The following is a 12,049-nucleotide window of genomic DNA, read 5'->3' on the forward strand; positions in this document are numbered from 1 at the left end:
AGCAGCCTAACTATTTGGAACATCTCTGATTTGAGGTGGACTATACCTATAGATAGCGCTGTCCCACCCTACCTGAAGGAGTTCGATTTATGGCCTGGACCAAACCGGCTTACACCGACCTGCGTATCGGCTTTGAAGTCACCATGTACTTCGCAAGCCGCTAATCTCTGCCCTGGCAGATGAGCAGCACAACGCCTCGGTTATCCGAGGCGTTTTATTTTCAGCGTTGAAATGATGGAGCGCCCATGTTTGTCCAGATTCTAGGTTCCGCTGCCGGCGGCGGTTTCCCCCAGTGGAACTGTAACTGCGTGAACTGCGCAGGCTTTCGCGATGGCAGCCTGCGGGCCAAGGCGCGGACGCAGTCGTCTATCGCGATTTCCGATGACGGCGTGAACTGGGTGCTGTGCAACACATCCCCGGACATCCGCGCGCAACTCCAGAGCTTCGCCCCGATGCAACCGGGCCGCGCCCTGCGTGATACCGGGATCAGCGCAATCATCCTGATGGACAGCCAGATCGACCACACCACCGGTCTGCTGATGTTGCGTGAAGGTTGCCCGCACCAGGTCTGGTGCACCGACATGGTCCACGAAGACCTGAGCACCGGTTTCCCGCTGTTCACCATGCTCAAGCACTGGAATGGCGGGTTGAACTGGAACCGAATCGAGCTCGATCAAAGTTTCAGCGTGCCCGCCTGCCCGAACCTGCGCTTCACTCCGCTACCGCTTCGCAGCGCCGCTCCGCCCTACTCGCCCCACCGCTTTGATCCTCATCCGGGCGACAACATCGGCTTGATCGTTGAAGACATGAACACCGGCGGCAAGCTGTTCTACGCACCAGGGCTGGGCAAGGTCGATGCAGCGCTGCTGGAGATCATGGCGGGCAGTGATTGCCTGTTGGTGGATGGAACGTTGTGGGACGACGATGAAATGCAGCGCCGTGGCGTCGGCACTCGCACCGGTCGCGAGATGGGCCATCTGGCGCAGAACGGTCCTGGCGGGATGCTTGAAGTTTTTGAGCAATTGCCTGACCCGCGCAAAGTTCTTATCCACATCAACAACACCAACCCGATTCTCGATGAGGACTCGCCAGAGCGTGCGGAGCTGGATCGGCGTCAGGTTGAAGTGGCGTATGACGGCATGAGTATTGTGTTGTAAGTAGCCCAGACCGCTGCGCGGCCTATCGCTAGCAGGCCAGCCCAGGCGATGAAGAATCCACCGGTCCTACCCGGAGAACCGCAATGACTGACACCCCAATGTCCCCCGCCGAGTTCGAAGCCGCCCTGCGCGCAAAAGGCGCCTACTACCACATCCATCACCCGTATCACGTGGCGATGTATGAAGGCCGGGCGAGCCGCGAGCAGATCCAGGGCTGGGTCGCCAACCGTTTTTACTATCAGGTGAACATTCCCCTGAAGGACGCGGCCATTCTGGCCAACTGCCCGGACCGCGAGATCCGCCGCGAGTGGATTCAACGCCTCCTCGACCATGACGGCGCCCCCGGCGAAGACGGCGGCATCGAAGCCTGGCTGCGGTTGGGCCAAGCCGTTGGACTCGATCCGGATCAACTGCGCTCCCAGGAACTGGTGCTGCCCGGCGTACGCTTCGCCGTGGACGCCTACGTCAATTTCGCCCGCCGTGCCAGTTGGCAGGAAGCCGCCAGCAGCTCGCTGACCGAACTGTTCGCACCGCAGATCCACCAGTCGCGCCTGGACAGCTGGCCGCAGCATTACCCGTGGATCGACCCGGCCGGCTACGAGTATTTCCGCACCCGCCTGGGCCAGGCGCGACGTGATGTCGAGCACGGTCTGGCGATCACGCTTGAGCACTACAAAACTCGCGAAGGTCAGGAACGCATGCTGGAAATTCTCCAGTTCAAACTGGACATTCTTTGGAGCATGCTCGATGCCATGAGCATGGCCTACGAACTGAAACGCCCGCCGTATCACAGCGTGACCGGGGAGCGGGTCTGGCACAAAGGAATCACCGTATGAGTTTCGATCGCAGCAAGACCCCGACCTGGCGTCCCGGCTACCGCTTCCAGTACGAACCGGCGCAAAAAGGCCACGTGCTGCTGTACCCGGAGGGCATGATCAAGCTAAACGAAAGTGCCGCGCTGATCGGTGGATTGATCGATGGCGAGCGCGATGTCGCGGCGATCATCGCCGAACTCGACCGGCAGTTCCCCGGCGTGCCCGAGCTCGGTGACGACATCGAGCAATTCATGGAGGTTGCCCGTGCGCAGCACTGGATCGAACTTGCCTGATTCATCGGTGCAAGTACCGCCAAACCCTGAAATCGGTCTGCCGCTGTGGCTGCTCGCCGAGCTGACGTACCGCTGTCCGCTGCAATGCCCGTACTGCTCCAATCCGCTGGATTTTGCCGAGCAAGGCAAGGAGCTGAGCACCGAACAATGGATCAAAGTGTTCCGCGAGGCGCGCGAGATGGGTGCGGCGCAACTGGGCTTTTCCGGTGGCGAGCCGCTGGTGCGCCAGGACCTCGCCGAGCTGATTGCCGAAGCTCGCAAGCTAGGTTTCTACACCAACCTGATCACCTCCGGCATCGGCCTGACCGAGCAGAAAATCAGCGACTTCAAGAAGGCCGGGCTCGATCACATCCAGATCAGTTTCCAGGCCAGCGACGAACAGGTGAACAACCTGCTGGCGGGCTCGAAAAAGGCCTTCGCGCAGAAACTGGAAATGGCCCGGGCAGTGAAAGCCCACGGCTATCCGATGGTGCTGAACTTCGTCACTCATCGGCACAACATCGACAAGATCGACCGCATCATCGAGCTGTGCATCGCCCTTGAAGCGGACTTCGTCGAGCTCGCCACCTGCCAGTTTTACGGCTGGGCACAGCTCAATCGCGTCGGTCTGTTGCCGACCAAGGAACAGCTGGTGCGGGCCGAGCGCATTACCAACGAATACCGGGCCAAACTCGAAGCCGAAGGCCATCCGTGCAAACTGATTTTCGTCACCCCGGACTATTATGAAGAACGCCCCAAAGCCTGCATGAACGGCTGGGGCAGTATTTTTCTGACGGTCACGCCAGACGGAACCGCGCTGCCCTGTCACGGCGCCCGACAGATGCCGGTGCAGTTTCCCAACGTGCGCGACCACAGCATGCAGCACATCTGGTATGACTCGTTCGGCTTCAACCGCTTTCGCGGATACGACTGGATGCCCGAACCGTGTCGCTCCTGTGACGAGAAAGAAAAAGACTTCGGCGGCTGCCGCTGCCAGGCGTTCATGCTCACGGGTGATGCCAGCAATGCCGACCCGGTGTGCAGTAAATCAGAACATCATGGCGTGATCATCAAGGCCCGCGAAGAGGCCGAGCACGCGACCCAGACCATCGAACAACTGGCCTTTCGCAATGAACGAAACTCACGCCTCATCGCCAAAAGCTGAGCCTTTCAGCGCGGCCAAAGCTGTTGCGGCCGGCATTGATTACGCCGAATTGCAGCTCGGCCCACAGGGCTTGTTCTGGAACGAGTATCGCCCTGAAGACGCCGCGTGCCGGATCTGGCATTGGCGCGACGGTGTGTTGAAATGCCTGACGCCGACAGGCTTCAGCGTGCGTAGCCGAGTGTACGAATATGGCGGTGGTGCGTTTTGTCTGACGGACGATGGCATTGTTTTCGTCAACGAGGCGGACCAGCAGCTGTATCGCCAATCGATACAGGGTGAAACGCCCGAAGTGTTGACGACCGGATTGTGTCGCTACGGTGATCTGCATTTCGCCGATGATCAGGTATTGGCGGTTGAGGAAAACCGCAATGAGCACCGATTGGTGGCCATCGATCTGGCAGACGGCGCGCGGCATTTGCTGGCCGAAGGCGCCGACTTCTACGCCGCTCCGACGCTCAGTCCCGACGCCCGTCGACTGGCCTGGATCGAATGGAGTCGCCCGGATCAGCCCTGGACCGCGACCCGTTTAATGGTTGCCGAGCGCCAGAGCGACGATGGTTTTGGCCCTGCCCGATGCGTGGCCGGAGACAACGCTCAGGAGTCGCTGCAACAACCGAGATTTGACCGCGCCGGCCGCTTGTATTGCCTGACCGATCGCAGGGGTTACTGGCAGCCATGGGTGGAATGCGAAAACGGCCTGAGCCCACTGCCAAGCACCGCCGCCGACCATGGCCCCGCACCCTGGCAACTCGGCGGCTGTACCTGGTTGCCGCTGGGCGAAGACAACTTTCTGGCAAGTTGGACCGAAGAGGGATTTGGCCGACTGGGCCTGCGTGGTGCATCGTGCGAAGACTTCACCGGGGACTACAGCCGCTTTCGTCATCTCGCGCTGGATGAGCAATTCATCTACTGCATCGCCGCGTCGCCGGTCAGCTCGACCGCCGTGATCGCCCTTGATCGTCAGTCACGACAAGTGAAAGTACTGGCTGGCGGCATTGCCCCATTGCCCGCCGAGCAGATCAGCCGCCCGCAAATCCTGCGCTATCCAAGCGGTTCAGGCGAAGCTCACGGTTTCTTCTACCCGGCGATGACGGGTAAAGCGAAACCGCCACTGGTGGTGTTCATTCACGGCGGCCCGACCTCCGCGTGCTACCCGATGCTCGACCCGCGCATTCAGTATTGGGCTCAGCGCGGATTCGCCGTGGCCGATCTCAACTATCGCGGCAGCAGTGGCTATGGCCGGGCTTACCGTCAGGCACTGCATTTGAGTTGGGGAGCCGTCGATGTCGAAGACGCTTGCGCTGTTGTCAGCCATCTTGACCAACGCGGATTGATCGACGGCAGCAAGGCGTTCATCCGAGGTGGCAGCGCCGGCGGGTACACAACCCTGTGCGCTCTGGCTTTTCACCGTATTTTCCGGGCCGGGGCAAGCCTTTATGGGGTCAGCGACCCTGTCGCCCTGGGGCGGGCAACCCACAAGTTCGAGGGTGATTACCTGGATTGGCTGATCGGCGATCCAGAACAGGACGCCGAGCGCTACGCCGCACGCACGCCGTTATTGCATGCAGGCAACATCAGCGTACCGGTGATCTTCTTTCAAGGAGAGCTGGACGCCGTGGTTGTCCCGCAACAGACCCGGGACATGGTCGAAGCCCTGCAGAGCAATGGCATCCTGGTCGAAGCGCACTATTACGCCGACGAACGCCACGGCCTGCGCAAGGCAGGAAACCAGGCCCATGCGCTGGAACAGGAGTGGTTGTTTTATCGGCGGGTGATGGATCAGGGGGACTGATTCAAGCGTTCAGGATAGAAACTTGGCCCCCCCCCTTTTCGCGAGCAGGCTCACTCCCACACTTGATCGCGTTACGGCGGGAGAACGCGGTCAGAGGTGGGAGCGAGCCAGTTCGCGAAGACCGCAAACTCAACGCTTGGCGATGATGTACACCGCATGCACGATTCCTGGAATGTAACCGCACAACGTCAACAGAATATTCAGCCAGAACGCCCCGCCAAATCCTACCTGCAGAAACACGCCCAGCGGCGGCAACAGAATGGCAATGATGATGCGAATAAAGTCCATGGGGCAGCTCCTGATTGGGGTGGGCTCGTTAAAACCCTACACCTAATCGACAGGTGCCGTTCGTCAGGGTTCAGTCTCTGTGACTGACCTCCTTCGCTTCGCTGAACCTCATAGACAAAAAAACGCCCCACGCCGAAAGAATCAGGCGTGGGGCGTGCGTTATACCGCGAGACGGTTCTGGAATTTGTGTAGGGCAGGTCTGATCAGACGGCAATCCCTTTGCGGCACTGCAGTTGCGTGGTGCGTACGCGGGAGAAGGCGCGGGCGAGGCGCAGGAGCATTTCGTCGATGTTGGCGTTGCTCACGTTGAGCGCAGGGGTAAAGCGCAGGCAGTCGGGTTGCACCGCATTGAGCAGCAAGCCTTCATACAGCGCGGCCTTGACCACTGCATCGGCTGAGTCGTCAGATAATGTCAGTCCCCACAGCAGTCCTTGGCCGCGCAGTTCACCATGGGCATAGCGGTGGGCTAAACGCCCCAAACCTTCGCGCAGGTGTTGACCGGTGTCTGCGACGTGCTTGAGCACGCCCTTGTCCTGTACGGTGTCGAGCACCGCCAATCCTGCCGCTGCCATCAGCGCGTTACTGTGATGGGTACCAGTCATCTGCCCCATGTCGAAACCGCACGCCTTTCCCCGTGCCAGCAAGGCGGCCAATGGCACGCCACCGCCCAGGCCTTCGCCGAGCACGACAATATCGGCCCGCACGTCGCACGACTCTTCGGCAAGCAAGGTGCCACAGCGACCGACTCCGGTTTGTACTTCATCGAAAATCAGCAGGATGTCGAGCTCTCGGCAGAGCCGCTCGACACCCTTGAGATAATGGGCGGTGGCAGGAATGACCCCGGCCTCGCTCTGGATCGGTTCAAGCAGGATCGCTACGGTTCGCTTATCCACTGCGGCGTGCAATGCGGGAAGATCGTTGAACGGAACATGGCTGACCGACGTCGACATCGTCGCCCGAATACCGTCATGGCAATCGCTGGTGGCCACGATGATCCTCGAGGCACCGCCGCGATGCGTTTGACCCCATTTGCGCGCCAGTTTGATCGCTGCCTCACAGGCCTCATTGCCCGTATTGAGCAAATAAGCCCCATCGCTGCCGGTGCTGACACACAGTCGTTCGGCGAGGTTGAGCATGCCTCGGTCATGCAGATTCAAACCCGGGTTGATCAACGACTGGGCTTGAGCGTTGATGGCATTGACCAGGACCGATGGACTGTGGCCGAGACTGTTGGCTCCACCGCCTTGGGAGAAATCCAGATAAGCGCGATCAGCGCTATCCCACAACCAAGACCCTTGGCCGCGCACAAACACTTGTTTCGGCCGCTCGACACCGGGCATCAGGTTCTCGCTGCAAAGGTTGTCGCGTCTGGATGGCATGACCGCGTCCAACGCAAGATCATCAAGACTGGGCGTACTACGACGAAGGCTGAATAGGTTCATTCAAGAAAACCTCTTCTGAGATTTTTTGTCTTACCTATGTAAACACCACCGAAACAAACGGTATCCATTGCGCTAATTGGCCCTGTAAGCCTAGTGAATGCAGTTAGACTAGGCCCAGACAAGGCGCTGAGCCATTTCGATTTACCAGCATTTTCGATAAGAATTACTTATGGATTTCAAGCAACTGCGTTATTTCGTCGCGGTCTACGAAGAAGGGCATGTGGGCCGGGCCGCCGAGCGGCTTTCAATCTCACAACCAGCGTTGTCCCAGCAGATCCGCCACCTGGAACAGAACCTTGATGTGAGTCTGTTCGAGCGCAGCAGCAAGCGCCTGTTGCCGACCCTCGCCGCTCATACGCTGTACAACCATGCCCAGCCGCTTCTGGATGGTTTGCAGCGAGCGCGCGAAGCCTTGGGCAGTTTCAAGGGCCAGGCGCTGCGGACTCTGGCCATTGGCGTATTGCAAACGGTCCACACCAGCCTCGTGCCGCAGATGCTTGAGCGGGTGCGCAAGGCGCAGCCGCATCTGGTGGTGCAGATCTATGAACTGACCGGGCTTGAGATCGAGCGACGGCTGCTCAATGGCTCGCTGGACATAGGAATCAGCTACTTGCCTCCCCGTCAGCCTGGCCTGCATGGCGTGATGCTGTACGAAGATGAACTGACCCTTGTCATCCCGGCCGAGCATCCGTTGCGCGAATTCAAGAAAGTCTCCATGAGTCAGGCTGCCGAATTGCCGATGTTGCTATTGGGGGAAGAGTTCCAGATACGTCAGATCTGGCAGACCCAACTGGCCAGCCTTGGACGACGTCCTCAAGTGCAAGCTGAACTGAACAACATGGCGGGAATTCTCGACAGCCTGCCACACACTCGACTGGCGACAGTGTTGCCCGGGCGTTCGCAAAAAACCCACGGCAATCAAGAACTGCTATGGAAGCCCCTGAGTGAGCCTCGCGTACCTTTGAAGGTCGGATTGGTGTGTCGCGATGTGCAAAGGCAACAGGCCTCGTTGGCGTTGTTGCGAACGTTGCTGGAGGAAGTGATCAATCGACCGGATGAACGCTTGAGCAGCGCGCCGGCTGTGGATGGGTTGAGCTGAATACTTTTTCGCAGACAAAAGAAAACCCCGCCGAAGCGGGGCTTTGCAGACTGTTTCCCTGACATCCTTTTCACTCCACCGTCCTGGCAGAATCCTACGTGTCCGTGTTGTTGCTTTGCGCTTCCTGCGCTACGTCCATGTGCAGTAGATTAGCTGTGGATCCAATTTGCTTCTATGGGAGAACAGCAGCACGCCATGTAAGTGAATGCTTACATGGCGTTACATAGTCAGAACTGTGCAGCGTCCAGCAGGAACAGTGACTCGCTGCCGGCCTTTACCGAAGCACTCAGCGAGTGAATCCGCGGTAGCAAGCGGGCGAAATAGAAACGCGCCGTGCCCAGTTTACTCGCGTAGAAATCGTCCTGTGCTTCCTTGCCGAAGGCAGCCTTCGCCATCAGTGCCCACATATAAGCGTAAGCAACATAGCCAAACGCTTGCAGATACTCGACGGATGCCGCGCCGATTTCGTTTGGATTGCTCTTCGCCCGATCCAGCAGCCACGCGGTCAGTTCGTCGAGGGTGGTCACCGCATCATTCAATGGCTTGGTGAACTCGGCGAGGTCCGCACTGGCGGTAGCGGTGAAGTGACGAATTTCGTCAGCGAACAGGTTGTAGAACGCCCCACCGCTACCGACGATCTTTCGCCCGACCAGGTCCAGCGCCTGAATACCATTGGTGCCTTCATAAATCTGGGTGATGCGCACGTCGCGAACCAGTTGCTCCTGGCCCCACTCGCGGATGTAACCGTGGCCGCCGAAAATCTGCTGACCGTGTACGGTAGTTTCCAGGCCGAGGTCGGTCAGAAACGCTTTGGCCACCGGGGTCAGCAAGGCGACCAGATCTTCGGCGCGTTTGCGGGTAGTCGCGTCTTCGCTGAACTTGGCGGTGTCCAGTTGCATGGCCACGTAAGTGGAAAACGCACGGCCACCTTCGTTCGAGGCTTTCATGGTCAGCAGCATGCGACGCACGTCCGGGTGGACGATGATCGGGTCAGCCACTTTGTCCTTGTTCTGCGCGCCGCTTGGCGAGCGACTTTGCAGACGGTCACGGGCGTATTCAACGGCGTTCTGGTATGAACGCTCGCCGGTGGCCAGACCCTGGATACCCACGCCCAGTCGCTCGTAGTTCATCATGGTGAACATCGCCGCCAGGCCTTTGTTAGGCTCGCCAACCAGGTAACCCACGGCTTCGTCGAAGTTCATCACGCAGGTCGCGGACGCCTGGATGCCCATCTTGTGTTCGATCGAACCGCAGTTGGCCGGGTTACGTGCGCCCAGGCTGCCATCGGCGTTGACCATGAACTTCGGCACCAGGAACAGCGAAATGCCTTTCGGGCCCGCCGGTGCGTCCGGCAGCTTGGCCAGCACCAGGTGAATGATGTTTTCGGTCAGGTCGTGCTCACCGCCGGTGATGAAAATCTTGGTGCCGCTGACCTTGTAGGAACCGTCGGCCTGAGGTTCGGCCTTGGTGCGGATAATTCCCAGATCGGTACCGGCGTGCGGCTCGGTCAGACACATCGAGCCAGCCCAGATGCCGGCGTACATGTTCGGCAGGTAGGCCGCTTTCAGTTCTTCGCTGGCGTGGGCGTTGATCGACAGGCAAGCCCCGGCGGTCAGCATCGGGTATAGACCAAACGAAAGGCTCGCGGAGTTGACCATTTCTTCGACCTGGGCCGAAACGGCTTTTGGCATGCCCATGCCGCCGTAGGCGGGATCACCACCGACACCGACCCAACCGCCTTCGGCGTAAGTCTGATAAGCCTGAGGGAAACCGGCCGGCGTGGTGACAGCACCGTCCGCCCAGTGGCAACCTTCTTCGTCAGCCGCACGGCTCAAAGGCGCGATGCTTTTGCTGGTGACTTTGCCCGCTTCCTCCAGGATTGCCTCGACCGTTTCTGCATCGACAGTCTCGGCCAGCGCAGGCAGCTCGGCCCAGAGTTTGGCGACCTCGAAAACTTCATTGAGGACGAAGCGCATATCGCGCAGGGGCGCTTTGTAGTCAGCCATGGCAAACCTCGCAAGATCTTTACAGGTGATTCGTAGGAAGGTGGTTTTCGCTGAGTCGGAGTGTACCCCAACAACTTTTGCGACACATAGGGTCAGCACGTGACCGTTTTGTAATTTTTGGTCAGCAACAGAAAGCCCGCATTCAGCGGGCTTTGTTTTAACGGAGTTACATGACTAAAGCGCGAACAACTCCGCTGGCAATTGCATCAAACAATCGCTGCCCGCCTCGATGGCTGCGCGATGAGCGGCGGTTCGCGGTAACAAGCGCTTGAAGTAAAACTCACTGGTTGCAAGTTTGCCTCGGCAGAAATCGGCATCGCCATTGCCGCTTTCGAGCTGCGCCTGAGCCACCAGCGCCATTCGCAACCACAGGTAGCCGAGGATGATGTAACCGCTGTACATCAGGTAGTCCACCGACGCAGCACCGACTTCATCGGCATTTTTCATCGCCGCCATGCCAACCTTGGTGGTCAACTCGCCCCACTGTTGATTCAGACCGTTGAGCTGCGCCACATAGCTGGCCAGTTGTGGATGCTCGGCGTTCACGGCACAGAACTTGTAGACGATTTTGGTGAAGCCGCGCAGCAATTTGCCCTGGCTGCCAAGGACTTTGCGCCCGAGCAAATCCAGCGCCTGAATGCCATTGGTGCCTTCGTAGATCGGTGCGATCCGGCAATCGCGAACCAACTGCTCCATGCCCCACTCGCGAATGAACCCGTGACCGCCAAACACCTGCATACCGTGGTTGGTCACTTCCAGGCCCGTGTCGGTCATGAACGCTTTGCAGATCGGCGTGAGGAATGCCAACAGATCTTCAGCGTCCTGGCGGGCGGTTTCATCCGGACTCAGGTGCGCCACGTCGAGCAGTTGCGCAGTGAAGTAGGTCAGCGCCCGATTGCCCTCGTTGAAGGCCTTCATGGTCAGCAACATCCGCCGCACATCAGGGTGCACGATAATCGGGTCGGCGGGTTTTTCCGGCGCTTTCGGGCCGGTCAGGGAACGCATCTGCAAGCGGTCGTTGGCGTACTTGATCGCACCCTGAAAACTCGCTTCGCCCAGACATAGTCCCTGCATGCCGGTGCCCAGGCGTGCGTGGTTCATCATGGTGAACATGCAGTTCAAGCCTTTGTTCGGCTCGCCGATCAGGAAGCCCTTGGCCCCATCGAAATTCAGCACACAGGTGGCCGAAGCCTTGATGCCCATCTTGTGTTCGATGGAGCCGCAGGACACGCCATTGCGCTCGCCTGCTTCGCCGGCTGCATCGGGTAAAAACTTGGGCACGATGAACAGCGAAATACCCTTGGTTCCCGCCGGCGCGTCCGGCAATTTCGCCAGCACCAGGTGAATGATGTTGTCGCTCATGTCGTGCTCGCCGGCCGAGATGAAGATCTTGCTGCCGGTGATCGCGTAACTGCCATCCGCAGAAGGCACGGCGCGGGTCTTGATAATGCCCAGGTCGGTGCCGCAATGAGCTTCGGTCAGGCACATGGTGCCGGTCCATTGACCCGCTGTGAGCTTGCTCAGGTAAGTCGCTTTTTGTGCTTCGGTGCCGTGGGCGTGGATGGCCGACATGGCGCCGTGGGTCAGGCCCGGGTACATGCCCCAGGATGTGTTGCTGGAACCGACCATTTCGCTGATGACCAGCCCCAATGAGCTTGGCAATCCCTGACCGCCGTAGGCCGGATCCGCCGCCAGCCCATGCCAGCCGCCTTCCACGTATTGTGCAAAAGCCTGCTTGAAACCTGCAGGCGTGGTGACCACGCCATTGTCGAAATGGCAGCCTTCTTCATCACCGCTGCGGTTGAGTGGGGAGAGGACGTTCTCGCAGAATTTCGCCCCCTCGTCGAGGATCGCATTGACCATGTCCGGGCTGGCATCGATAGCCCCCAGTGCGGTGTAGTTGCTGTGAAAATCGAAAACGTGATCGATCAAAAAGCGCATATCGCGCAAGGGAGCTTTGTACTCGGGCATGGTCATTCTCCTTCAGCAGATTTTTCCAACCTACTGCCGCTG

Annotated in this window: 11 protein-coding genes; 7 read left to right on the plus strand and 4 right to left on the minus strand. The window is 59.2% G+C overall.

Features of this window, described 5'->3' with window-relative positions; all coding sequences use genetic code 11:
* Positions 1-89 precede the first annotated feature (89 nt).
* The 6 genes from pqqA (at position 90) to QMK58_RS27285 (ending at position 5,201) form a co-directional block, all read left to right on the plus strand.
* Entirely contained in the window at positions 90-164 is a 75-nt protein-coding gene (pqqA, locus tag QMK58_RS27260; RefSeq protein ID WP_003444522.1) for a pyrroloquinoline quinone precursor peptide PqqA, read from the plus strand.
* 81 nt (positions 165-245) lie between these two features.
* Positions 246-1,157 (plus strand): pyrroloquinoline quinone biosynthesis protein PqqB, encoded by a 912-nt coding sequence (pqqB, locus tag QMK58_RS27265; RefSeq protein WP_053162991.1) that lies wholly within the window; start codon positions 246-248, stop codon positions 1,155-1,157.
* Positions 1,158-1,240: 83 nt separating this feature from the next.
* A complete protein-coding gene (gene pqqC / locus QMK58_RS27270) occupies positions 1,241-1,993 on the plus strand; it encodes a pyrroloquinoline-quinone synthase PqqC (protein WP_053162993.1) in 753 nt (250 codons plus the stop codon).
* Entirely contained in the window at positions 1,990-2,265 is a 276-nt protein-coding gene (pqqD, locus tag QMK58_RS27275; protein ID WP_007959876.1) for a pyrroloquinoline quinone biosynthesis peptide chaperone PqqD, read from the plus strand. The genes pqqC and pqqD overlap by 4 nt, the downstream gene beginning before the upstream one ends.
* Positions 2,266-2,272: 7 nt before the next feature.
* Positions 2,273-3,409, plus strand: a complete 1,137-nt coding sequence (pqqE, locus tag QMK58_RS27280; RefSeq protein WP_413817434.1) for a pyrroloquinoline quinone biosynthesis protein PqqE — start codon at positions 2,273-2,275, stop codon at positions 3,407-3,409.
* The gene (locus QMK58_RS27285; RefSeq protein WP_053162995.1) at positions 3,375-5,201 is read left to right on the plus strand and encodes a S9 family peptidase; all 1,827 of its coding nucleotides are present in this window, start codon (positions 3,375-3,377) and stop codon (positions 5,199-5,201) included. The genes pqqE and QMK58_RS27285 overlap by 35 nt, the downstream gene beginning before the upstream one ends.
* 129 nt (positions 5,202-5,330) lie before the next feature.
* Here the strand turns inward: QMK58_RS27285 and QMK58_RS27290 are convergent, their stop codons facing one another.
* A complete protein-coding gene (locus tag QMK58_RS27290) occupies positions 5,331-5,489 on the minus strand; it encodes a YqaE/Pmp3 family membrane protein (protein ID WP_003228885.1) in 159 nt (52 codons plus the stop codon).
* Positions 5,490-5,692: 203 nt separating this feature from the next.
* Positions 5,693-6,931 (minus strand): aspartate aminotransferase family protein, encoded by a 1,239-nt coding sequence (locus tag QMK58_RS27295; protein WP_053162996.1) that lies wholly within the window; start codon positions 6,929-6,931, stop codon positions 5,693-5,695.
* A 169-nt stretch (positions 6,932-7,100) separates the two neighbouring features.
* Here QMK58_RS27295 and QMK58_RS27300 point away from each other — a divergent pair, with 169 nt between their 5' ends.
* Positions 7,101-8,030 carry a LysR family transcriptional regulator gene (locus tag QMK58_RS27300; RefSeq protein WP_053162998.1) on the plus strand — a complete coding sequence of 310 codons (930 nt, stop codon included), beginning with the start codon at positions 7,101-7,103 and terminating at the stop codon, positions 8,028-8,030.
* Positions 8,031-8,257: 227 nt separating this feature from the next.
* Here QMK58_RS27300 and QMK58_RS27305 read toward each other — a convergent pair whose 3' ends face one another.
* Positions 8,258-10,036: an acyl-CoA dehydrogenase C-terminal domain-containing protein gene (locus QMK58_RS27305; protein ID WP_053163000.1), complete on the minus strand. Its 1,779-nt coding sequence runs from the start codon at positions 10,034-10,036 to the stop codon at positions 8,258-8,260.
* Between the two features lie 174 nt (positions 10,037-10,210).
* Positions 10,211-12,007: an acyl-CoA dehydrogenase C-terminal domain-containing protein gene (locus QMK58_RS27310; RefSeq protein ID WP_320395653.1), complete on the minus strand. Its 1,797-nt coding sequence runs from the start codon at positions 12,005-12,007 to the stop codon at positions 10,211-10,213.
* Between the last annotated feature and the right edge of the window lie 42 nt (positions 12,008-12,049).

This window comes from Pseudomonas sp. P8_241, from assembly GCF_034008315.1.
GTDB lineage: Bacteria > Pseudomonadota > Gammaproteobacteria > Pseudomonadales > Pseudomonadaceae > Aquipseudomonas.